Annotated in this window: 23 protein-coding genes; 11 read left to right on the plus strand and 12 right to left on the minus strand. The window is 41.0% G+C overall.

All coding sequences use genetic code 11. The features are described 5' to 3' along the window. Nucleotides 1–126 precede the first annotated feature (126 nt). Nucleotides 127–1,503, plus strand: coding sequence for an MATE family efflux transporter (locus HOP38_RS23620; protein ID WP_198559144.1), 1,377 nt, complete (start codon nucleotides 127–129; stop codon nucleotides 1,501–1,503). 17 nt (nucleotides 1,504–1,520) lie between these two features. Here the strand turns inward: HOP38_RS23620 and HOP38_RS23625 are convergent, their stop codons facing one another. Continuing rightward, entirely contained in the window at nucleotides 1,521–2,366 is an 846-nt protein-coding gene (locus HOP38_RS23625; protein ID WP_242456574.1) for a GNAT family N-acetyltransferase, read from the minus strand. A 131-nt stretch (nucleotides 2,367–2,497) separates the two neighbouring features. Here HOP38_RS23625 and HOP38_RS23630 point away from each other — a divergent pair, with 131 nt between their 5' ends. Together HOP38_RS23630 and HOP38_RS23635 are read left to right on the plus strand one after the other, a co-directional pair. Continuing rightward, nucleotides 2,498–3,163: a CatB-related O-acetyltransferase gene (locus tag HOP38_RS23630; RefSeq protein ID WP_006074648.1), complete on the plus strand. Its 666-nt coding sequence runs from the start codon at nucleotides 2,498–2,500 to the stop codon at nucleotides 3,161–3,163. Nucleotides 3,164–3,289: 126 nt separating this feature from the next. Continuing rightward, on the plus strand, nucleotides 3,290–3,715 hold the full coding sequence (locus tag HOP38_RS23635) for a DUF6515 family protein (RefSeq protein WP_198559146.1): 426 nt from the start codon (nucleotides 3,290–3,292) through the stop codon (nucleotides 3,713–3,715). An 85-nt stretch (nucleotides 3,716–3,800) separates the two neighbouring features. On the opposite strand, the gene HOP38_RS23640 is transcribed toward HOP38_RS23635, so the two are convergent. The 3 genes from HOP38_RS23640 to HOP38_RS23650 form a co-directional block, all read right to left on the minus strand. Continuing rightward, complete coding sequence (locus HOP38_RS23640) at nucleotides 3,801–3,965, minus strand: hypothetical protein (protein WP_156020246.1); 165 nt, start codon at nucleotides 3,963–3,965, stop codon at nucleotides 3,801–3,803. Between the two features lie 174 nt (nucleotides 3,966–4,139). Next, nucleotides 4,140–5,597 carry a hypothetical protein gene (locus HOP38_RS23645; RefSeq protein WP_198559147.1) on the minus strand — a complete coding sequence of 486 codons (1,458 nt, stop codon included), beginning with the start codon at nucleotides 5,595–5,597 and terminating at the stop codon, nucleotides 4,140–4,142. Nucleotides 5,598–5,701: 104 nt separating this feature from the next. After that, nucleotides 5,702–6,451, minus strand: a complete 750-nt coding sequence (locus HOP38_RS23650; RefSeq protein WP_198559148.1) for a hypothetical protein — start codon at nucleotides 6,449–6,451, stop codon at nucleotides 5,702–5,704. 307 nt (nucleotides 6,452–6,758) lie between these two features. On the opposite strand from HOP38_RS23650, the gene lpxL reads away from it, so the two are divergent. Then, nucleotides 6,759–7,688: an LpxL/LpxP family Kdo(2)-lipid IV(A) lauroyl/palmitoleoyl acyltransferase gene (gene lpxL / locus HOP38_RS23655; protein ID WP_171392340.1), complete on the plus strand. Its 930-nt coding sequence runs from the start codon at nucleotides 6,759–6,761 to the stop codon at nucleotides 7,686–7,688. A gap of 50 nt (nucleotides 7,689–7,738) precedes the next feature. Continuing rightward, nucleotides 7,739–8,140 (plus strand): hypothetical protein, encoded by a 402-nt coding sequence (locus HOP38_RS23660; protein ID WP_242456575.1) that lies wholly within the window; start codon nucleotides 7,739–7,741, stop codon nucleotides 8,138–8,140. A 92-nt stretch (nucleotides 8,141–8,232) separates the two neighbouring features. On the opposite strand, the gene HOP38_RS23665 is transcribed toward HOP38_RS23660, so the two are convergent. Then, entirely contained in the window at nucleotides 8,233–9,363 is a 1,131-nt protein-coding gene (locus tag HOP38_RS23665; protein ID WP_198559149.1) for a 1-acyl-sn-glycerol-3-phosphate acyltransferase, read from the minus strand. A gap of 199 nt (nucleotides 9,364–9,562) precedes the next feature. Between HOP38_RS23665 and HOP38_RS23670 the strand changes: the two genes are divergently transcribed. Continuing rightward, nucleotides 9,563–10,171, plus strand: a complete 609-nt coding sequence (locus HOP38_RS23670) for an AraC family transcriptional regulator (protein ID WP_198559150.1) — start codon at nucleotides 9,563–9,565, stop codon at nucleotides 10,169–10,171. Here the strand turns inward: HOP38_RS23670 and HOP38_RS23675 are convergent. From HOP38_RS23675 to HOP38_RS23695, 5 genes are all read right to left on the minus strand, one after another. Continuing rightward, nucleotides 10,168–10,545: a helix-turn-helix domain-containing protein gene (locus HOP38_RS23675; RefSeq protein WP_236111727.1), complete on the minus strand. Its 378-nt coding sequence runs from the start codon at nucleotides 10,543–10,545 to the stop codon at nucleotides 10,168–10,170. The genes HOP38_RS23670 and HOP38_RS23675 overlap by 4 nt on opposite strands. A gap of 90 nt (nucleotides 10,546–10,635) precedes the next feature. After that, nucleotides 10,636–11,259, minus strand: a complete 624-nt coding sequence (locus tag HOP38_RS23680) for a response regulator transcription factor (protein WP_006070943.1) — start codon at nucleotides 11,257–11,259, stop codon at nucleotides 10,636–10,638. 102 nt (nucleotides 11,260–11,361) lie between these two features. Next, nucleotides 11,362–11,961 (minus strand): response regulator transcription factor, encoded by a 600-nt coding sequence (locus HOP38_RS23685; protein WP_006070942.1) that lies wholly within the window; start codon nucleotides 11,959–11,961, stop codon nucleotides 11,362–11,364. A gap of 11 nt (nucleotides 11,962–11,972) precedes the next feature. Beyond that, nucleotides 11,973–13,103, minus strand: a complete 1,131-nt coding sequence (locus HOP38_RS23690; protein WP_006070941.1) for an EAL domain-containing response regulator — start codon at nucleotides 13,101–13,103, stop codon at nucleotides 11,973–11,975. Beyond that, nucleotides 13,096–15,435, minus strand: coding sequence for an ATP-binding protein (locus HOP38_RS23695; protein WP_006070939.1), 2,340 nt, complete (start codon nucleotides 15,433–15,435; stop codon nucleotides 13,096–13,098). The genes HOP38_RS23690 and HOP38_RS23695 overlap by 8 nt, the downstream gene beginning before the upstream one ends. 135 nt (nucleotides 15,436–15,570) lie before the next feature. Between HOP38_RS23695 and HOP38_RS23700 the strand changes: the two genes are divergently transcribed. From HOP38_RS23700 to HOP38_RS23720, 5 genes are all read left to right on the plus strand, one after another. Beyond that, nucleotides 15,571–16,491, plus strand: a complete 921-nt coding sequence (locus HOP38_RS23700; protein WP_006070938.1) for a LysR family transcriptional regulator — start codon at nucleotides 15,571–15,573, stop codon at nucleotides 16,489–16,491. 325 nt (nucleotides 16,492–16,816) lie between these two features. Continuing rightward, nucleotides 16,817–17,404: a fimbrial protein gene (locus HOP38_RS23705; RefSeq protein WP_198559151.1), complete on the plus strand. Its 588-nt coding sequence runs from the start codon at nucleotides 16,817–16,819 to the stop codon at nucleotides 17,402–17,404. 73 nt (nucleotides 17,405–17,477) lie between these two features. Continuing rightward, nucleotides 17,478–19,898: a fimbria/pilus outer membrane usher protein gene (locus HOP38_RS23710; protein WP_198559152.1), complete on the plus strand. Its 2,421-nt coding sequence runs from the start codon at nucleotides 17,478–17,480 to the stop codon at nucleotides 19,896–19,898. Nucleotides 19,899–19,906: 8 nt separating this feature from the next. Next, nucleotides 19,907–20,614 (plus strand): fimbrial biogenesis chaperone, encoded by a 708-nt coding sequence (locus HOP38_RS23715; protein ID WP_006070933.1) that lies wholly within the window; start codon nucleotides 19,907–19,909, stop codon nucleotides 20,612–20,614. Further along, complete coding sequence (locus HOP38_RS23720) at nucleotides 20,589–21,488, plus strand: OmpA family protein (protein WP_124941391.1); 900 nt, start codon at nucleotides 20,589–20,591, stop codon at nucleotides 21,486–21,488. The genes HOP38_RS23715 and HOP38_RS23720 overlap by 26 nt, the downstream gene beginning before the upstream one ends. A 280-nt stretch (nucleotides 21,489–21,768) precedes the next feature. Here HOP38_RS23720 and HOP38_RS23725 read toward each other — a convergent pair whose 3' ends face one another. Next, nucleotides 21,769–22,608, minus strand: coding sequence for a hypothetical protein (locus HOP38_RS23725; RefSeq protein WP_242456576.1), 840 nt, complete (start codon nucleotides 22,606–22,608; stop codon nucleotides 21,769–21,771). A gap of 253 nt (nucleotides 22,609–22,861) precedes the next feature. Next, complete coding sequence (locus tag HOP38_RS23730) at nucleotides 22,862–23,866, minus strand: hypothetical protein (protein WP_198559154.1); 1,005 nt, start codon at nucleotides 23,864–23,866, stop codon at nucleotides 22,862–22,864. Nucleotides 23,867–23,926 lie beyond the last annotated feature (60 nt).

The raw sequence follows: 23,926 nt of genomic DNA on the forward strand, positions 1-23,926 counted from the left end.
AGCCTCCTTGGTTAACGCTTCCATATAAGAAAAATTGCGACTAACTCGACATCTCATCTAAGGTAACTGATTGCATACCATGTTGATTCTTATTAATTTAATAAGACAGACAGCAGGGAGAAAGCGATGCAACAACAAACCTTTAGCGAATTTATCAAACGTGTTTTGGTGCTCGGCGTGCCTATCGCTTTGCAAAGCTTACTGATGAGCAGCTTGGGGTTTGTTGATAGTTTAATGATCAGTCAATTAGGTACTCAGGAAGTCGCTGCTGCAGGTATTGGTGCGAGGATATTTTGGGTTTCTATCGTTTTTATCTGGGGATTAAGCTCCGGAATGGGGATTTTACTTGCTCAATATTGGGGCGCACAAGATGAGCATGGCCTAAAGAACAACCTTGCATTAGGCACTATTGTGACCCAAATATTTGCCTTTCTTTGCTTCTCTATCTGCTTTTTTACGCCGCAGTTACTGCCTCAACTGTTTAATCCAAGTCGCGAAGTACTTACACTCTCTAGCCAATATATACAGCTACTGGGCATCGCAACCCTGCTATCAGGATTAGCCATTGCCACGGATACGGCACTGCGCTCCATTGGACAAACGCACATCAATCTTTATTTGTCCATCATGGAGATTGGCCTGAACGTTACGTTGAACTACGTACTCATCTTCGGCCACTTTGGTGCCCCAGAACTTGGTTTACTTGGCGCAGGCATTGGCAGTGTGATCGCGCGTAGTATTCGTCTTATTGCCGTCATCACGATTATCTATTATCGATACCCAGTGCTTGCCATTCGCCTTGAGCATATATCCAATGCCTTTAAACCGGTGCTGGTTGGTAAGTTTTTCGCGATTACCTACCCTATTGTTGTCGGAACCTTTATTTGGTGCGCGGGGATCTTTACCTTCCACTTGATTCTTGGCCGCATGGGCGAAACCGAACTGGCGACTATGGCTGTGATTACGCCGTTAGAGTCTATTGGACTTTCTGTGGCTCATGGTTTGTCTAGCGCTGTGGGTATTATGATTGGCAACAGTTTGGGTGCGAATCAGTTTGGACTCAGCACCATTTACGCACGCTGGGCATTCAAATCCGCCATTCTTCTGGGCGCTGTACTCGGCGCACTATTACTGATAATGCAAACTGCCATATTGCAACTCTATGGAGCGCTATCGTTAGACGTTATCGACTTGATGACACTAAGCTTCCCAGTTGTCGCGTTGAGTATCTTGATACGCAGCATCAACATCACCTTGATTGTGGGGATTTTGCGTAGCGGCGGAGACAACAAATTCTGTATGAATATGGACTTTGTTTGCCAGTGGGTCTGGGCGGTTCCACTCACTGCATTGGGTGCGATGTTCTTTGACTGGTCGTTTCCGGTAGTATTGTTAATGATGACATCAGAAGAGATCGTCAAAGCTTTCCCCGCTACTTGGCGTGTTTTCAGCCATCGATGGGTCAACAATCTGACTGATAGCGAAGTACGACCCACCGCTTAACATGAGCTTTCAGGCAACTAACCAATTTCAAAAGAAGTCACACCAAAGGTTCTACCAAGTGCAATATCAGGACTGCCCTTGGTATACATGCGCGCCGTCTCAAAACAGGCGGTCATTTGATGATTTGATGCCAACTCTAGCGCTGCTTTATTGGTTTCAGGGACATCTAGAAAAACCGGCTGATCTGGATTAACACTTGAAGTAAGTCCAGTATAGAGCATGTTTGCAATACTCATTGAGTCAGCAAATAACGGTCCTATTTTATACCCGTCTTTGCAAGGCCGAATAACCCCAATACCTTTAATATCAGAAGGTGTACCAGCATACAAAGCCACACTGTTTGGTTGAAACAGCCATGATTGATAGAACGCCTCTCGATGTGACGGGAAAAATGGGAGCAAGTACTGTTGAGCTAAATCCAAACTTACACTACGCAAAGGCTTGATAGTCTCTTGATTATATGGCGATGATGCGGTCAGGCTTTGATAGCGAATATTACGGTGTGACAAGACAAATCCAGAGCGCTTGTAGTTGTCCTGTTGGTCTACGACGCCATCCAAAGCAACATTGCAACCCTCTAAATAAGCCATACCTTTACGCCAAATTTGTATTCCATATCCTTTCCCCCGATACTCTGGTTTGACGATATAAAACCCCAAGAACCCAAAGCTATGGTCATATTTGATCACAGAGATACACGCTATCGGCTCACCGTCTAAACTCCCTAACAAGAAGCCGGACGGATCAGCAAGGAAGTACTGCTGCGCATCATTGAGCCCTGGGTTCCAGCCTTCTTTCGCCGCCCAATCCACCGCTAACTGCACCTCTTCCAAATTCATTTGTCTAATATGAAATCCCTTCATATTTTCACCTTTCATTACGTCTACTGTTATAAGTAACTTAGTGGGCAATACAAACTTCGACAACAAGCTCATTGGAAGCGACTAAAGGTCGTGCTAGATTTTGTGAGTCATTACCAAAAAGAACGAAAGACATGAATACATTTCCTAACTGGCTTCAAGGTGAAGTCATCAAAGACAAGGTTACTAACCCTAATATTCAGGTTGGCGACTACTCCTATTACTCTGGCTTTTACCACGGCAAGAGCTTCGAAGACATTGCCGTGCGCTACCTACTGGGCGATAAACCCACGAGAGAATTTTGGGAAAGCGGTGCTTATACCGATATTGATAAACTGATCATCGGTAAGTTTTGCTCTTTTGCGTCAGGGGCAACGTTTATGCTCGCGGGCAACCAAGGGCATCGACTTGATTGGATTTCTACCTTCCCATTCTCACAAGAAACCTTCGGTGCAGATGTCAAAGATGGCTTTCAGAAAGCGGGCGATACCGTCATTGGCAACGATGTGTGGATTGGCAGTGAAGCGATGATTATGCCTGGTGTCAAAATCGGCGATGGCGCTGTCATTGGCGCTCGTTCGGTTATCACCAAAGACGTAGAGCCCTATGCCATTGTGGTTGGACATAATACGGTGATCAAAAAACGTTTCAGCGAAGATCAGATCAATAAATTGCTTGAGATGCAGTGGTGGAACTGGCCTCTAGATACGCTAAAGCAAGTTATGTCCGTAATGTGTAGCCCTGATATTGATGCGTTGTATCAATACTACCAATCACATCCAGACTTAACGCATTCATGATAACTATTTAAGTAAGCTAACTTATTGTCGCTTCATGTAAAACCTACCAGCTGCTGACAGGCCGTTAACTCGACAATCGTGAATACATAGACAATGACCTGAGAACACACATCTCTTAGGTCATTCATGAACAAAAAATTCTCCCAAAAAGCGCTATTACTCATCTTATTCTTGAGCGTTTTGTCCTCCCCTACCTTTGCTGATCCTTGGCATAAACACTTCGACAAACCGTGGAAAAAGCACAAACATCATAAGAAAGAAGTTCACATTGTACACCACTATGAGCCACATAGATTGCCGGACTCCGCCGTTATGCTAGCCATCGCAGGCGTTACCTATGCGTTGATTGATGGTCACTACTACAAAAAAGAGAATCACAAATACATTATCGTAGAGAAGCCACCAAAGAGACGTTATCGACTAGGACAAATGGTGAAAAAGCTCCCTGAAGGGGCGACAGCAGTAAATAAAAGAGGACAACAGTACTTTGTTTCGAGAGGAAATTGGTTTCTTGCGGTGAGCAATGGTAAGTACGTTGTGGTTGAGCCGTAGCTCTTAAAGAAGGGGGGACTTAGGCGATACTCACATGAACTGCTTTAGGGAGTATCGCTTACTTTTCAAATCCTTGAAAGGCTGGTTACATAACCCAAGTTAGGCTAAGTAACAAAACTACAGCTGAAGTCGCAAGGTACATAGTTAGGATAGTTGCGATCTCACCTAGAGTAGAAGTTGAAGATTTTGATGCTTTTTCTACTTCTGTAGTTTTCTCAGTGTCCAATGTTGATAGAAGTGCTGCGTTCATTTTCTCTACCTTATGTAATAACATTTCAAAAGACAGAGCGAATTTTACTCATTTCGTGACGAAGGTCAAATGTTTTAAGTAATTTAATTACAAATAATTTTATGGATTGTCGATTAGTTTATCTAATCCTATCCGGCTCAATCATCGCCATCTCATTGGATGGGCAGACCTCAATTAAAAGCGTCGGGTTAGACTCGAAACAAACTGACGCTTTTTACTTCCATTCTGTCCATACTCCATAGAAATAGACCAATCTCGATTGAAGTTATAGTTGGCACCCACTAGCCCTAACCACTTATCAATATTCTCTTGCTCGACCTTGTAATCAATAGACTCACTGGTTCCTGGGATAGGTTGTGAGCCTGAAATGGTCAAACGGCTATCCAGATAAGTTGCCCCAGCATAAATGGCAATGGATTGAGTGCCTTTAAGTGGAATTTGCTTACCAACACGAGGGGAAATATTAAGAACAAATCCTTCAGCATCACTACGACGCATATCCGCATAAGAGGCCGAAATTGGCACCGTAAAGAAGTAGTCTTTCCATCCTGAAGCTAGGATAGTACCAACGGTATAGTTGGTACCACTCAAGTCAGCCACTACTGGTACCGTTAGTGAGCGCTCTTGGAGAATACAAACAGGTTTATTAATTATTCTTGAGCAATCCTCACCGATTTGATTGAGAAAGTCGTTCCCATCGATAGTAAATTGAATATCGGCTTCACCACTGATTTTACCAACTGTTGCGAAGACATTCATAAACGGGAATACCCAAGCATCTAACTTTAACTGTGGAGTTTGTGTATGGCTGGTATTGTTATCAAACGACACGAAGTCAATCGGTACTTTGTTAGAACCTCGAAAGCCTACTTCTAAATCATTAAGCTGCATTTGTTGGAATGTATCGGCATAAATCACACTAATACCAAATGGCTTAGGCAAGCTAAATCCTTTATCAATAACATTCTGAGCATAGAAAGGTAGCGCTCGGTCCCACTTTTTAGGTGGCACATCGCTGGCAGGAATAGGCTCTTTATTTGGTACTCGATTTTCTCCAAGTCCTGTCTCTGTTAGGTCATAGTTGACCGAAACCGACACAACTTTGGCACTACCGACAGCGCCGCCACCTGAACTAGAAATAAGATAGATAGGTACGTCTTCGTCTCTACCAGCTAAACTCATACTGCTAAACTGGCCATCTTCACCTAAAAACCACTCTGCTCCGACTGAAGGTTCCCAAGATCCACTACGATATTCCTTTAATGTTGAAGCATCATTGAAGATGGCCAACGCTTGAGTCGTGCCCAGTGAAAGGCCTGCCCCCACCTCGTATCGATTAACGTCGATATAGGTGGCTGAGCCATCTCGTTGATCATAGATTGCACCAATTCCTGTACCACCACCTAAAACTGGGATCTTTACGTTAGACATAGAGACAGCAGCATAACCATCAGCATAAGCAAGTTGCTCAGGTAAGTCAGGGTAACGTTCACTGAGCTGGTTGATCAGCGTATCTGATGTGGCATTAATCTCTTCGCGGACCGCTTGGCGCTCTTCTGGAGGAATGGAAGAACTGCAACCTGCCAGTGTCAATATACTCAATGCAACAATGTATGGATGTTTGCTGTGCATAGCGGACCCCAATTCAAAAGGAGGGCAGCCTACTTTATTGTGCGCTACGTCTCATCATAAGACACCGATTCAATCAATTGTTAGCATTTATTAATAGCTTTGATTCAATCCTGTAGCCGTTTAGCGGCTGAAACAAATCCTTCTCGAGCGTCTTCTATAATTGGAAAGCCATGTGCTGGTAGCAAAGCATCATAGTTCAACATCGCCTTCTCCATTAGCTCTTTGGTCGTTGGTTTAGCCATTTTCAGCCATCCAGGGCCAAAGTTACTTGAAGAAATGAAACCCATTTTGGGCATCATCCACTTTGCAAGCCAATTGAAATATTCATCAGGTCGGGACCAATTCTGCATACTGTCGCCAGATACCAAAATGCCTTTCCCCCTTTGCAGCAAAATCAAGCCTTCCTTTGGGGTACTGGTGGAAAACTCATGGTAGGACGCACCATTGATAGGAAGATCATCAATCGATTTTAGAATTCGATCAGCACGATAGTATTCTGCACTTTCTTCACTTGAAAACCCTCGTATATAAGGCGCATCCACTGACCATAAGGTTGCTCCAAACGTTTCTTTGTAAAAAGGGTCATCAAAACCATGGAAGGCCGCCAATCGAATAACGTGTTTGACGTCGCCTAACTCATCTAACTCAGCGATGCCTTTGTCACTCAATCTCACCGAGTTTATTAAAATAAGGTCTCCTCCTTGTCTAATCACAATCATATTTCGACTAAAGACGAGATTAAACGGTCCCCATTTAGGGTGTGGCGCTTTCATGGAAACAGACCCTGTGACTAAATAAATATTTTCTAGTACCTGAGTCAATTCACCATGGGGTAACGCTTCTGGGTAGTTCATTAGGTCACCTAAATGTACAAACTTGATTTGATTATAGACAACCTCCGACAAATCACTACGTTACGTGACATCAAGTCAATCGATAGATCTTTATAATTTCATAACCAGTCAGTATTAAACATTCAATATAGAGAATAGTAACTACCAATCAATGGAACGCGCTCTCATCAAGAAATATTAGTAGTACTGACGGTATTCAATGCTTCTCCGAGTCATTTCTTCACTGAACTGCTCGATTTTATATTCATTATAGATTGCCCAAATTACCAATAGGGATCATTGGCAACTAAACGCGAATACTCAAACTATGAATATTGTACCAAGACCGTTATTTTCAGTGCGAATGCTAGCCCCTAAATACTGGGGAATCTGGTGCGCCTTTGGATTTCTCGCTTTCATCGTCAACGTCCTTCCTTACTCCTTTTTGCGCGGATTAGGCACTGGAACTGGATTATTGGCGATGAAAATACTCAAGAAACGGTCCCAAGTTGCCGCCCAAAATCTAGCACTTTGTTTTCCTCATTACACAGCTCAACAACGCGATTTAATACTGAGAAACACCTTTAAACGCACTGGCATCGCACTGTTTGAAACTGGTATGGCTTGGTTTTGGCCTGAATGGCGACTACGCAGAATCTCTTCCGTTGTCGACAGGGAAGTCCTTTTAGAACAAGAGGCGGCGGGGCGAGGAACCTTGGTAGTGTGCAGCCATCACCTAAATCTAGAAATGACCGCTTCAATATTCGGTCAGTTTGCTCAAGGTTTTGGCGTTTATCGACCTCATTCAAACCTAGTTTACGAGTTCGTCCAACATCGAGGTCGCACCCGAAGTGGCCATCAAATGATTGACCGAACAGATGTTAGAACCATGCTTAGAGCGCTTAAAAAGGGATGCCGACTCTGGTATTTACCAGACCATGATTATGGTCATCACAACTCAGTATTTGCACCGTTTTTCGCCGTGAAGCAAGCAGCTGTAACCGCTGGCCCTAGCGTCCTCATTGATGCCACAAACTGTGCCGTAATTTCAGGGGTTACTGTCGTACAAGACAATCATTATACGTTGCATATTGGCGAGGATTTGAGTGAGCAAATTCCAAGACGTGACCCTGAAACTGCAGCCAAGGTACTAAACAAGGAACTAGAAGGAATGATTGAGCGCGATATTCCCGGCTGGATGTGGCTGCACAAACGGTTTAAGACTCGTCCAGAAGGTGAGAGCAGTCTGTACTCTTAATGATCGATTCCCTAAGAAAACAATATCTAAAGTGAAAGGACATTTGTTGTATGTTTCGACCCCTACTCCTACTATTAGGCATCGCCTTAACCTCACCAGTTAGGTCGATGGAGTATGAAACATTAAGTATCGATCAGCCAGCGATACACTATTCCGAGTTGGCGTTTCCAAATAACGATAACATCCAACCTAATCGCAGTGACTTCTCTGTCAATAACTATGTTCTCATGAGCAGCGAGTCAGGTGAGCGGTGGGCGGTCATTACTGTTACCAATAATTCCTCAGCTAAACGTACTATCAATCAAACACAGTTAGTTGCTATCTTGGCTAATGGCGAACGTATATTTGCTGAAGACTTCCATGAATCAGTTAGTCCGAACAAAACCACTTCTCTCACTATTAACTTTGGTTGGAACAAATTTCCAATTTTATCGATCTATTCAAGACACTAAGCGTCAATTAGCCGCTTGCCTTTTCTAAAAATAAAAAACCAGTCAATACGACTGGTTTTTTTTAACTTTGAGCTCGTGCCCTACAACAAAAATTAAGCGGAGAGTTTCTCGCGCTCTTTAATGATGTTTTTTACCGGGTTCGCATAGCTATCAATTAAGAACGGGTGAGCACCCTCTGGTAAAGCATCCAATTTATCTTGAAGCGTCGCGCGAGTCGTTCCAGTGATAAACTCATCTTCCAAACCTGCAGCCAACTTATTGATTGGAAACAGTGTGTAGTTTTCGTGAATCTGACGATCAATCTCTTCTGCAAGCGCTTCTGGCGTATCAAAATCTTGATCGATTACGTCACCAAACACAACGTGAACACTATCTTTACGGCCTACAATACCTTGAACGATACTCTCGATATCTTCAAATTCTCCTTTCTCGTAGTTACCATGCGTCGCTTTCTCGTAAAGCTCGTTAGCTTTCGCGATGTCACATGGATCGTTTTCATACGAAATCGAAACAGGAACAATCTTTAAAGAACGGATGTACTCAGCAAAAGGTATCTTTTGCTTACGCCCTTCTACGTGGAACATTTTAAGAATAGCCGGTTCAGTAAAATCGTTACCATCTTTTGCTCGGCCTTCTTTTTGGGCGATCCAAATGGAATTGCCTGTGTCCAGTGAGTGCTTAATGTATGACGACAAAGTACCCAACGCCTTCATCATTTCACGAGGGCCTTTCAAGGAGCGCTTTACAATGAAGCTCTTGTTTAGACGCATCAGTTCTGTAGCGCAAGGCTTCTTCAACAGGTTGTCACCAATCGCGATACGAACTGTTCTATGGTTCCCTTCATGCAGACCATAGTTGACTAGAGCCGGATCCATCGCAATGTCTCGGTGATTGGAGACAAATAGATACGACGTATTTTTGTCTAGTTTGTCGAGACCTTTGTACACCACGCCTTTCGTCGTCGTATCCAAGGTTTGCTCTAGGTATTTTTTTACCTCTAGTTGAATAGCTTCAACGCTATCCAGTTTCGCCCACTTGAACTTTAAGTACACTTTTACCATTGGGCTCATAAGAGCTTTGAACCAAGGGGCATGATTTGAAAAGCGATGTTGCAAAATTGCATCTATAAACTCTGCATCATTAATCAAACGATCAATCGCTGCAGGAATCTCTTCGTCGTTGTACGGACGAATATCAATATATGGGTCGTTTTGTGTTGTCATGTTTGTTACATCAAATTAAAAGCTGCACTATTCTACGCTTAGTGTATAAAGACCGCAGCTAACTTAAGTCTATTTTTGTTAAGGTCAGACCACACTTTTGCATGATTGTTCAGCACAGCGCACATAAAAGTGCGATCTTTGGTTGGATTTGGGATTCACTCACGGTAATCTACGCGCAGTTTAACTACCAAAGATCATCATGAACCACACCATAGACTTTCAATCCATCAGCTACGACTTGCTGACCATTACATCTCGTAAAAAGACACTACATAATCAGCTGTTCAGAGTTGAAAGTGGAAAGGTATTGTTGAAGCTTGGAAAAAATGAATATGTCTTTAACGCCGGTGATGCTTTTTGGCTACCTATCGAGTGTTTGATGAGCTTAACCATCCTTCCAAACAGTCAGCTAAGCTTGGTTAAATTATCGGTAAGACTTGCAGATCAGTTTCCTAAGAAAGCTGGCAAGGTTCATTTGAGCCCACTTTCTAAAGCACTGCTAGATAAACTACTTCATGAAAGCGATTTAGCGACCGTTAAAGACTTACTGCAAGTCGTGCGACGTGAGATTATTGAACTGCAACCTAAGCTCGCTCAAACGCCAGAATGCTTGGCGATAAGCAAATGGCAGCCTAAGACCGATAGTATTTCTGGTGAGTTATCACTTGTGCTATTGGTGAGAGAAGGTCGCAAACAACGATTGTCAGGTACAAAGTTAGACGTCATCTGTGACAATCTTTTTGCAGGAAATAGAGAACAATTGCAGCTGCTTTCTCTAAGTCTACTAGGCAATACCGAACTAGACTAACCGATATTACCACCCACAAAATTTATGTTCATAAGACAGTAACCAAAACCGCGAATATTAACGACGTCAAACTCGGTTTTGGACTCCCTTAGAACATTACGGCATTTGTGAATCGTATGCGTTAAGTTATTATCCGTCACCGGACGTTGCCAAACATAGTCTTTGATGTTGTATTTCGAAACTATGTGGTTTTCTCCATAACGAGAAAAAACACATAAAGTACGAACTGTAAGCATCGACATATTGGTGAGGGAGTTCATCTCAACGACTTTTTCCTCATCAATTTTTAGTTTCAGCCCTAAATACATTTGAAGCTTATTTAGTTGCTCACACCCAGTGCAAGAACTCAAATCACACACATGTTCACATTTCACCGAAATATAACCTTAAGCTGACTATTAGCTACCATTTTTATCTTGTTTTTATGATAGCTAATAGTCGATATGCATATCATAGGAGTTATGCTACCTCGCTGTAAGAAAGCTCTCACAAGCATTCACTTTCGGTACAAGATCCATGATATTGGACACGTCAAATTTCTCTAACACTCGCTTTTTATAGGTTGAGACAGTTTTATCACTGATATTCAGTCGACGAGCTACCTCTTTATTTCTATGGCCTTCAGTAAGTAATTTAAGTACTGTTAATTCTCGGTCTGAGAGTTGAACTTCATTAACTTGCTCATGGTTCTGATGTTTTTTAAATGCATAGCCATTGGCCGCAGCCATTAGACAAGCTTCTAGGGTTTCGATTGAATCTAGACGAGATACGACGCCCATAATCCCCATAGTGTTAAATAGTCGCATGTAAGACATAGACGTATTCATACTATAAGCAATGGTATAAATATGAGGTCGTGATTCTGACAGAAAGGTCATCAACTCAGACGCAGCAGATAGGTCACTCATTGGATCAAACAGGATACAGTGCACCGATTTAGTTTGAGTGATGGTATGAACATCAGAATAATCTCGAAGACTATAGATGTTACCTGCGAATGACTGATTGGTAATAAGCTCGGTTAATGACTGACGTAATAATGGTTGGGGTTCGACAACAATAAAGTTGATAGAATTTTCTTGTAACATGACTACCTCGTAGATTAATTAACTTGAGTAATCCATTACCGAGGCGCCATAGTATTTAAATTTGTTTCACTGCGGGGAAAAGCTAGTTTTCCTAAAAAGAAATCACTTTAAGATATAGCTCGAGTTTTTGACTAGCATAAACACAGAACGCACATCGTATTTGTCCAGAATTCGACGTTTGTATGTACTAACCGTCTTCTCACTAATGTTCATCCTTCGAGCAATTTCTTTGTTTGTATGTCCATCCAATAACAGTCGAAGCACAGCACTCTCACGAGTAGATAGCTTGATTGTTCCGTTGCCGTGAGAAGTGGCCGTATTAATTTGGCGAAAATAGGTGTAACCACTATTTACTGCTTTAATCGCATCAGCAACTCTAGAAACACTTTCTTTTTTGTCCAAGTAACCGGAAGCTCCTGCACTGACTGCTAAATCAGAACACAATTTTTCATCCTTACTCGAAATAACAATGACTTTACCATCAAAGCCAAACCGTTTTGCTTTGTGAAGTAAATCGAAACCATCATCATCACCCAACTCAATATCTAATACGAGGATATCAATCTTATTCTCAGCCAAAAAAGACAACGCTTTTTTGGCATTAAACGCTTGTTCAACAACAACATTTTCAAAGTTCTCTTCAATTACATTTTCGAGCGCCGCACACACTAGCGGATGATCATCAACGATCAAAATATTCATTCATTAAACCTCTATACTTTTGGGCTTGGTTTACCCAACAAAAAACCCTGACATATATCAAACCTTAGCTCTTGGGCTAATTGAAGCAGGTCATGATTTTCTACTCCTTCTGCCACCGTTTGGATATTCAGTTCTCGACAAACTGAGACTATATTTTTTATCAACGCGTACGTTTTTTCATTTTCATTTCCTGCCAACAAAAGCTGCCTAGATATCTTTAGCTCATGAAACGAAAGATTCGCTAGCTTTCTAAAAGTCGCATGGTCGTCACCAAAATCATCGATTGAGAACTTCACACCCACTAGAGATAACTTGTTGAATGCGTATAGAAATGCACTATCTAACAAGTAACTTCTCCCTTCCGTAATTTCGATAATGATTTTGTTAAAATCAAAACCAAACGATTCGACTAAATCAATGATGGAGCTCACCATTCCTGGATTAGAGAAAATATCCGGCGGTGCATTAATAGAAAACGTCACATCGACATTATTTGATTTCCAGTAACGAATCGCCTTCTCCAAACTGAGTAAAAAGAGTTGGCAATAGAAACTTGTTGGTAGGTCATCCGTTAAGAATCGTGCCGCGGGTATCGTGCCTTGTATAGGATGCTCGAAACGAGAAAGCACCTCATAACCAACGACTTGTTGTGAATCCAGCGCAACCTTTTTTTGGTAGTAATTCACTATCTGGTTTCGGTATAACGCCGTAAGTAACTCATGCAGTTGAAAGTCGTCATCGAGTCCATTAGGCCGGATACTTTCGCTCAACATAAGTGACTGCAAAGTCTCTTCTAACGTATCAATACAAAATGGCTTCTGTAGAAAGTTTACGTGCTTAAACCCTAACTGATTCGCCATTAGTACCACCGATTGAGAAAAACCTTGAGCAATAGAGCTGATCATCAAAATCGGGACAGATTTATCAATCGAAGCCAGTCTTTTTATGAAGTCTAGGCCATCACAAACAGGCATATCGACATCACAAATGATCAGTTCAAATGTCTCGGTTGCTAAGATTCTAGACGCAACTTCTCCATTTGCTGCGTGCTGTATCGTGTCGGCTCCTAGATCGTTTAAATAAACGCTGGTTACTTCTCTATCGATGTTACTATCGTCAATCAACAAAACGCTGTTATACATTACTACTTCCAACTTCTCTCAATTTATTTGATAGAACCTCGATCAAGACCTTTTTACCCTCAAGAATCTCCTCAATATTTCTCGATTCTAAACACTGACTCTCTAATTGCCCTGCCACATCGCCCACTTCAAACTCCCCTATTGAGTTAGCTCCACCCTTTATTTTATGAGCGATTTTTCTAATTATCTCTTCATCAACTGCCGACTTTAGAAGATATAAGTCGTTGGTCATTGTTTCTCTAAATACTTGGACCAATCGTTTTCTTTTATCATCAGATAACGTGGACATATAACTGGATATTTTCTGGTTTTTCCCAGATGAAGTTTTGTACTTCGCCTTGTTACTTGATATTACTTCGAATAGCCTTTTAACTTCGAAAGGCTTTAAAATAATGTCATCAAAATCGAGCATTTTTCTGCGCAATGACTTCGAATGCTCCGCAGTACAGCCGACGATAGGCTTGTACTTGAATGACGATAAATTCTCTCTCACCCATCTAACTAACGATATTCCATCCATCTTCGGCATGTGGACATCCGTAATCAACATATCGTAGTGCTCTCCATTTACTTGCAACTCCTTTTTTGCCTCAAGGCCATCTGACACAATCACCGCATTAATGCCCAACAGATCCATTTGCTCACTCAACATATATTGGTTAATAGGATTATCTTCCGCTATTAATACCTTTAGCCCTGCCAAGTTGTTGACCCCACCACTAGTAAAGCCTCGATTTTTGGTACCGATTTTCTCTTTACACTTGTAAAACAGATCTGGATAGAAAGGTTCAGTACTAATTTCCCAGATTCCATACTTTTCGTTGAATCCCATTCCTAAACGTTTGTCATTGATCAGGATGTAGCTGTCTCTGTCATCTTTACTCTTCAATTCATCGATAGAGTCGATTATTTTTATGCATTTATCTTTTTCTTCGCATGAAGAGAACCAGTTACTAATATGGGTATTTTGTCCTGTGTAGTTAAAGCATATTTTCGTTTTCTTATACTCGTAACTTTTCAGTGGCAAAGAGATCATGACACTCGTGCCCTCACCCTCTGTTGAATTAATCGAGATATAGCCTGACATCAACGTGGTGAGCTTTTTAACGATCGCTAAACCAAGACCTGTGCCGCCATATTTTCGCTCAATTGAATCATCGGCCTGACGAAATGGGTCGAATATCGATTCCAATTTATCTGGACTGATCCCGATACCCGTATCATCAACGATAATACTGATGTTCTGTTTAGTAGCTCGTACCGTTACTTTTATCTTTCCTTGTTCTGTAAATTTAACTGCATTAGAAAGGACGTTGTTGACTATCTGGCTAAGCCTTAAGGCATCCGTTAGGATAAATTCGATCTCACTACTATCCCATTGAGTTTCAAATACAAGACCCCTTTCTCTCGCTGAAGCTTCATGCAATCGAACCAAGTCCCCAAGAAGATCAGTATATGAAACAAACTCCTCGACTAAAGAAATGCCTTGGCTATCTAACTTACTGTAGTCAAGAATATCGTTAACCAATAATTGTAAGTTCTTTGCCGAGGACATAAGGCTTTTGAGCTTATAGTCATCAGCAATGTTTCGATTTTCATAAGACAACAATTCCAATAAACCAATCATTGATGCTATTGGCGTTCTTAGCTCATGACTCATTGTCGCCAGAAAACGCTCACGACTTTGCACAGCTTGCTCTGCAAGCCAGTGTGCTTTTTCAAGTGCCGAGCGCTGCTGGTACTCAGAGGTAACATCGTCAACTACCGTCAGCATTTTTTCACTGTTTGGTATCGTCCGCTTAGTCACTCGGATTTTGTCGATAAAACCAAATTCACATCGTTTTTTATATTGGGCATTTTTAAGATTGTGAATACTGTCTTCCTGTCCATCTATCTGTTGGTGAATGCCACAACCACCAGACTTTAGACATGAATCATAGTAAGGGCAGTTACACCCCTCTAAACCTTTGTCACTTTCTAGGAATATTAAGCTAGGAAGCTGGGAAATAATATTTTCCGTCCAAGACGGTATTTCATTACGGCCAGTGTCTAATTTCGAACGATTTCTTACCGAGAATACCAATACTGATAGTGCCGAAATTGCTAAACCCAGTGTAATAAGTAGGTACATTCTTACTTCCTCCCGGAGTGAGGACCTTAGACTAAGAAAGTCTTGCCCCAAGAAGCGAATGTAATTTGATTGGCTGAGTCCGCTATCACTAGGTTTATCATCTATAGTTAAAGAAAAATCACCAAATGCATATCCTAATGATGGGATAAGACAGACAGCTATAAAAGCTATAGTCTTAAATGAACCGCATGGCTTTCGCATTACATAACGCCTACAAGAAATAATATTCCTTAATCTTATCTTGTTGTGCTAAATTTCGATGTAAGACTGGATGACTCGTCAAGTACGAAATATACTACATAACACTATGTTTTATTATTTGAGAACTCTTAACCTATGAAACAGGTGGAAAACCTTCAGTTACTATATACGCTACTTGAAGTATATTACACGCAGAGTTTATCCGAGGCGGGGCGAAAGCTTGGTAAAACGACGAGTTCTGTGAGTAAGGATATTTCTAAGCTCAGAGAGCAATTAGATGATCCTCTTTTTGTACGCTCGAATAATCGGATGCTTCCTACCGAATATGTCAAAAATATTGCTCCCGAGATAGAGCAAATGCTAAGTGACATACGTCACACTTTAACGTCTAGAAATACTATTTCAAATGAAAATTATCGTAAACCTATAAAAGTAGCTATTACACACATACTAATGGAGCTATATGGTGACGAGATATCACTGCAGTTGTCAAAACAATTCCCCAGTGCAAAAATCGAACTAATGACATGGGATTCTCAAACAAATCAACACCTTCAAGATGAGAAAATAGATTTTGGCATTCACTTGAATCTTGTTTACCACCCGGGAAAAATCCGATACAAGCGCATTACTGCAACTAAACTGGTTGTGATTTGCCCTCAAGAAGATACTAACAAACCTTTGGAGCAACTATCACAAGAACGTGAATTTATGTTTCTTCGACTCAAAGACTGGAATGATGTTGAGTCCAACTTTTTCGATATAGCAGAAAAGAATGGTATTCCAATAAAACATTCTTTCGTCGTAGATAATTTAAGTACTGCGATGAAATTAGTTAACCAACAGAAGCTGTGTTTTATAGTACCAAAAATCATCGCCGACTATTACCGTTCACCACATATATTATGGCAACTTCCTACAAGAGGTATAATCATTGGCCTCTACCATCATGCTCAACAGAATGAAATGTTAACCAATATTTTTTATGACAGCATATCACAGATTCTTAAGTCTCCTCCTGCCACTTGTAGCTTGTTTGATAGTATTTATGAGTAGTATAAGAGTAACGTCATTGAATTTTCTTTAGCGTGTGTCCAAAAGGAAGCTATTGGTAAAAAACTCTCTGATATAAACCAAACTATTTCTTATCTATTCTAAAGTAAACTCTCCGAGTTTCAATCAATTATACATCCCCAAAAAACACTGCACACAGTTATCTGACACCTGTGTGAGAATAATACTACACCCAGACACGTCAATTCTCATTAATATCTTTAAACCGTTAAGTAAAATAGAACATGCCTTTGTTATGGGAGGCAGAAAACTATATCAGTGTTATTAGGTATTATTGTAAATTTCAAATTCCAAAAGGATATATCGAATGAAAAAAAGTGTTCTGATTAAAAGTGTTTTAACTAGCAGCATATTACTAGTTAGTGCAGGTTCTTACGCCGCTGATGGCACTATTACTTTCAACGGTAAAGTAACTGCTGCTTCATGTACCGTTACTGGTGGTGCAACCGGTGGTGGTAGCGCATCTACTAATCTAAACGTGACACTACCGAGCATTACTACAGGAAGTATTGGCACAACTAAAGGTGACTTAGCTGGTATGACAGCATTTACCATCACGCTAACCGATTGTAAGAGCCAATCAACCACTGCTGAAAAAATGCGTGTTGCTTTTTCCGGTGTTGGTGATCCAGCAAACCAATACGTACTAAAAAACACAGCTAGCACTACTCCTGCTGGTGGTGTGGGTATCCAACTACTCAAGGAAGATGGCGTTAGCATCATCGACATTAACGGTGGTAGCAATAAAGCTGACGAAACAACGCTTCCAACAAGTGCAGAAACTGCAGAATCTTACATCCTCAATTTCAACGCAGCTTATGTCAATGTAAGTGGCTCTGCACCTACTGCAGGTACCGTAACTTCAGTCGCAAACTACACCATCGAATATAACTAAAGCTTACGCGTTCGCATACCACCCGGAGTCAGTTCCTCTTCGGAGCTGACTCCCTGATTTCTGTCGGTACAGCATGAAGAATCATCAATTTTTAAGCTTCGTCCCACTATTGTTTTCATATCAAGTATTCGGTTCAGACTTCGACTTGAGCTTTATGAATAGCGATATTTCTGGTGAAAAACTTGATACACGCTGGTTTGAACAAGCTATTGCACCTGGTGAGCACATGATCGATGTTGAGCTCAATGGGCTTAGTTCTCAACGTATGCTTGTCGAGTTCAAACAGTCTGCTGCCAACGATATTCAACCTTGTCTTTCGAAAATTCAACTGCTGGATTTAAATATTAAACTGCCGGAAGTTGGAAAAAGCTGCTATACCGTCACAGACATCAGCCCGATGGCGACGGCTAACTATATTTCTTCACAATCGCTGCTCGTGCTTACTGTACCCGACATTAACATCGAGAAGAAAGACGGTAAATTGAAGACACCTCCATCTAAATGGGATCAGGGTGTCAACAGCGTTAAGCTGAATTACAACTCTTATATTAGCGGAACAAGCAATTCATCCGCCGTTAATGGCTACCTCGGTGTTCAAGGGTTGGCAACATTTGGCATGTGGCGACTCAAAGGCGGCGGTAACCTCTATAAGAATGGCGATGCATTTAGCTCGAACTTGAGTGATTTCTTTGTATATAGAGATATAGATAGCATTACTTCTAGAGCCAATTTCGGTGAAATTCGTTCAAGCAACATCTCCGCAATTAACGGCTCACTACCACTAACGGGCCTTAGTCTTGCTAAAGCAACCGGAATGTATAAATCTCACTGGAATAATTACGTTCCCGTTCTTAAAGATGTCGCCTTAAGTTCGGCCAAAGTTACCGTGCTCCAAAACGGACTCGTACTATACAGTCGCGTTGTGCCACCTGGTGAGTTTGAAATTGATGATCTTGACGTTTCAAGTACAGGTGCCGATTTAGAGCTCGTCATCGAAGAAAGTAACGGTCAAATTCGACGCAGAACTATTCCATTTACTAAGCTACCATCCCTACTTCGTGAGGGCAGCTTTAATTACTCCGTCTCAGCAGGTCAATACCGTAATTCGAACTCTTCTGTTCAGCCAGCGGTATTAACAGGCGGTCTAGAGTATGGACTGGGCGTGATTACGCCTAAATTCTCATCATTACTTTCCGAGCAATATTATTACGGCGAACTGGGCGTGACCTATGACTTAGGTCAATTTGGAGCTATGTCTTTTGAAAGTGGCGCAACACGTTATACGAGTTTTGAGGATAACCAACAACACAGCGGATTTATCTTAAAGAGCTTGTATGCGAAACAATTCTACCGTTCAGCAACCAGTTTACAGTTGGTTGGTTATCAATACCGATCACCCGATTTTCTAAGCTTCGAAGAGTTTGTCTCTACAGCAAGTGACATGGACAGTAATGAACAGACTCGACTTGGACTGCGTAACCGATTTGAGGTATCGGTGAACCAACCCATTAGTGAAGCAACATTGTACTTATCATATAAGTATGACACCTACCACAATTCATCCTTGAGTGGCACATCACTGTACTCATCTTTGAATTTTAATCTTGGTCGTGTTTCCGTTGGTATGAATTACACGATTAGTGACACTGTGCAAACCAATTATGGTGTGAGTAGTGATAAGAGAATTGGTTTATCTCTATCGTTACCATTTGGAGAAAACAACGACTCTAGTGTGGTGTTCTCATCAACACACGAGCAAAACACTGGTGCACTTAATAATCAGTTGTCGTACAACGGTAGAACCGGAAATTACGACTACAGCACGACTGTCAGTCAAACCTCAAATGATACAAAAACTGGCAATACTTCCGTCTCGGCTATGGTAAGAAACTCGACACCTTACGGTCAGTTTTCTGCAAATGTCGAATCTAATGGAGAGACAACGTCAGGGAGTCTCAGCGCCAACGGTGGTTTACTCATCTATGAAGGGGGAATTGTTGCAGCTCAGTATCTAGGGGAAACCACCGCAGTTGTAAAGGTGGATGATGCGGAGAATCTGATTGTTAATCACAACCCAACACTCAGGACAAACAAGGACGGTATTGCTGTTATTCCTTACTCAAATGATTACGGCTCTAATAAAGTCTACATCAATGCAGAAGAGAACTCTGACGTTCAATTAGTGGAGTTCAGCAAAAACTACGTTCCAAGACGAGGCTCTACGGTCCTTATAGATCTGAAAGCTCGTGTAGGTAAACGTGTACTGGTGAAACTTAATACAGACGCAAACCTATTTGGAGAACCTGTCGTTTCACTCGATAACCAATCAGATGAGATGTCATTTGTTGGTACTGACAATATTGTTTATCTGTCAGGGATTAAACCTGACCAATCAGCAACTTTTGTTGTTGGTTCTGGTCTTTGTGAATTTTCAATCAGTGTAAGTCCTGACTCTAAAAGTTTGCAGGACATCGTTGAGCGAAGCTGTAATTAGGTACAAATATGTTATTGAGATCGTTATTAGTCATTGTTGTTAGTCTATTTCCAATTATTGAAGCGCACGCGGGAGTGCGCCCTATTAATACTAGGGAGATAATTACAACAACCAAAGAACATCAAGTTGACATCATCAATGATTCTGCAAGTGAATATCTGGTGCAATCTTGGATTGAGGATAGCGATGGCAACACTCGGGACCTGCCGCTAGTACTTACGCCACCTATCTTTAAGCTAGGCGCTAATGAACAAGGTTTTGTGAGAATTCTACCAATTGAAAACAAACTAGCCAAAGATAGAGAGAGCATTTTCTTCCTTTCGGTACAAGAGATCCCTAAGAAAGCGGAAACTGACCAGAACCAGCTAAATATTGCCGTCAGAACTCGGATCAAGGTCATCGTTCGTCCCGACCAATTGGATATGACCGGGCTTCTTGATGCAGCTAAACAGCTGTCTTGGAACATCATTCAAGAAGACGGGAAAAAATACCTTCAATCAACGAACAATACCCCTTATTACCTAAGCCTTGGTCACCTAAAGGTCATTAATGGCAGTGTATCTAAAATACTCGATGATAGGTTCAAAATGACGCCACCTTTTGGCCAACAAAAGTATGCGGTACCTAAGGGAATGGACATTAAAAATATGTCCTTGGAATACGGCATTATCAATGATTATGGTGGTTTAAGTGAAATTCAAACTGTTAACTTTTAGTATCTGTTTAACACTCTCTGCGGGAGCATGGACTGCTCCCGATACCGTTTCTCCCATCAATGACGAGAACGACTATCTTGGGTTTGCCGCGGGCTATCAGCCTACTAATGATTATTTTTCTCCTAACATCATATATGGAGTAAACATAACACCAGACTTGGTAGTTGAATCACGTCTTGGTTATAACAACACACAACTCGATAACAAACACCTGTTAGCTCGAATCTCCTTGTTTGGTCGCTCTCAACTCGATTCTGGCACTGCCCTACTATACGGACCATTCATTCAATATGAAGATGAAACGCATCCATTTAGAACCGGCTTTTCCAGTGTTATTAAACATCATTTAGACAGCGATGTGGCACTGTTTGGCGGTGTATCTGCGGTTATCAAAAAAGAATCGGATGTCAAAGTTCTTCCAGAATTTATATTGGGCATTACTTGGGCAATTCCTGGACCAGAGCCAACTCGCGCTAGACCTCTAGATCCCCGACCTGCTGTAATACAGCAAACATCTGAGAAAGTGGCAGTACAATCAACGCTCCCACCAGAAAGAGCCATTGTCGAAGCAACACATGTGTTCAAAGTAAACTCAAGCTATATAAGCAATGAAAAAGTGCTTAAAGAAAGTATCCAGTATCTTCACCAACATCCAGATATGAGTATTCGAATTGTCAACAAGCACTCGATAGGCGGAACCGCGGCTTATAATAAATGGTTGGGGCAAAGAAGAGTAGAAAGATTGCGTGTTTTTTATACCGAAAATGGTATTGATAAACAAAGGATGGATATTAAGTCTTCATTTAAAGATCAAGATAAACTTGGCCAACCATTGGTACAGTTCTCGTATTTCGAAACAACCAAAGATAATTAGTACACTCTTCACTACCTCTATTCATACGTAACGTTAAAAGCCTACTTGATAGTAGGCTTTTAATTTCTCCTATGATGTTGGATTCCAAATGTCTTCACGTCAATTACCGCTATCAGCCAATAATATCGTTGATTGTTTTAGAGGATAGTATAAGCCAGACGTAATATGAGAATTAAATTCGATGTAGCCTAAGGATCATAATGACAGAAGATGTGATGATTGAAGCTCTAAAGACCATCAACAATCACTATCCGTGACTGTTGATGTAAGAAAGAAGAAACTAGTTATATCTAACCGTAATTTGCGTTTGAAAGCTAAAATTCCCGTATCCCGATGACGATCCCAATTGGAATTTAGCACGCATTGGAATAGTGAAGCTGTTTCCTTGAGCATCGTTACTAAACTCGTACATTGTAGAGAACAACATCTGCGACTCCGAACCCAGATTATTGAAAATGTTCATTAATACGATCTGACCGTTACCATTATATAGAAGTGAACTTTTGTCCAAGCTTAAAGACACATTAGTCATATTGACTGGAGTAACAGTTAACTGAACGTTATTTTGCATCACAGACTTATCTGCACAGTTTAACGCTATGTTGAAGTAGCTACTAACTTCATCCCTCACACCTTTTACTAACGCAGGGAGTTCGACGTTAGTTGGATGGGTAACATTGCAAGAAGCATTATATACCGGGATTTGTTGAGAGTTAGGGACACTAGATGGGCTAACATATGCACTACCACCGGTATTATAAATAAAACTTGCTAGGTTATATTGAGTAGCAAGATTTAGTGTTACTGAACTGGCGTTCTGAATCTCACCAGACTTAATGACGTTGAACATTGGTTGATTGAACGTGCCACTGATATTTTGGTTGTTTCCATATGTTGGTTTTTTGAACTGATTAAAGATTATTTCGTTATTAACACCTGCAACACCTCCAACCATAAAAGTGCCTTCTAATACGATACCTTCTACATTACTTCGAAACTTCTTTTCTCCAATATAGCTTCCAGCTGCCCCTCGGGTACCAACCTGTAGTACCACGCCATTGTTAGTAAAACTTTGAGTTTTGCAGGAGTAATTCGTCGAAAGGATTAATTGACCTAACACCTCGCCATCTTTATAGACTTCATTCGAACTAGGTAGGTTAACACCGGAGTATGTTAGCTTTTGATTTGTAAAAGTGCACTCGCCGCTATTTAAGGCTAAGACTGCTTTGCTAGCGAAGACCAACAGTAGAATTAAAAATCTAGATAGGTTCATTAAATGTCATGCTCAGTTCTATAAAACGCATGCCATTATATATTCGAAATCAACACTTCAAAGTACGATTATTCTTACTTCAATGTAGGCAGAAGGATAATTAGTTATACCTAACAGCAACCTGAGTCTGAAAACAAAAATTTCCATAACCTGATGAAGAACCTAATTGGAACTTTGCTCGCATAGGGATTGTAAAGCTACTTCCCTGACTACTGTTACTGAATGGGTACATAGTTGAAAATTGCATCATCGCTTCTGTACTATTAACACTATTAAAGATGTTCATTAAAACCATCTGATTGCGGTCATTAAAAACCAATGTCGTCTTGTCTCCAGTCATTGTTACGTTCGTCATATTTACTGGAGTGACAGTTAGCTGCACGTTATTTTGCATGACGGATTTATCGACACAATTGAGGACTATGTTAAAGTAACTGCTTACTTCATCTCTAATACCTTTAACCAGAGCGGGGACTTGAACGTTTGTAGGATGTGTCACACTGCATGATGCATTATAAACTGGAATGGGAGCGGTATCTGGAACATTGGTTGGACTAAAGTAGACGCCACCAGTTGTCGCCGTATTGTAGATAAAACTGACTAACCTAAATGGATTTTGAAGATTTAGTGTTACCGATGTAGCACTGCTTATTTCACCAGATTTAATGACATCAAATAATGGTTGGTTGAACGTTCCACTTACATTTTGATTGTTAGAATATTGCGGCTTTTTGAACTGTTTGAATATAACCTCATTACTAAAGCTTGCCGCCTGTGCTACTGTGAATTTTGCCTCAAGAACAATCCCAGCAACATTACTGTTATACCGCTTAGCACTTATGTGACTGTTTCCTGCTCCTCTAGTTCCAACTTGGAGTACCACACTATTATTTGTTATCGAGTTTGTCTTACAAGAATAGTTGGTTGACAATATAAGTTGCCCCAAAACCTCACCATCTTTATACACGTCATTTGAACTAGGAAGGTTAACCCCTGAGTATGTTAGTTTTTGATTAGAGTATGTACATTCACCACTATTTAGTGCATAAGTATAGTAAGAAAAAAATAACGACAACGAAAATAGTACGAATTTAATTAATTTCATTGATTGTCAATCGCTTCTGGTCTAAGAATACATGTCTATTATATATTCTGTGCAATTATA

The sequence above is a fragment of the Vibrio mediterranei genome, from assembly GCF_013364395.1.
GTDB classification, from domain to species: Bacteria; Pseudomonadota; Gammaproteobacteria; order Enterobacterales; family Vibrionaceae; genus Vibrio; species Vibrio mediterranei.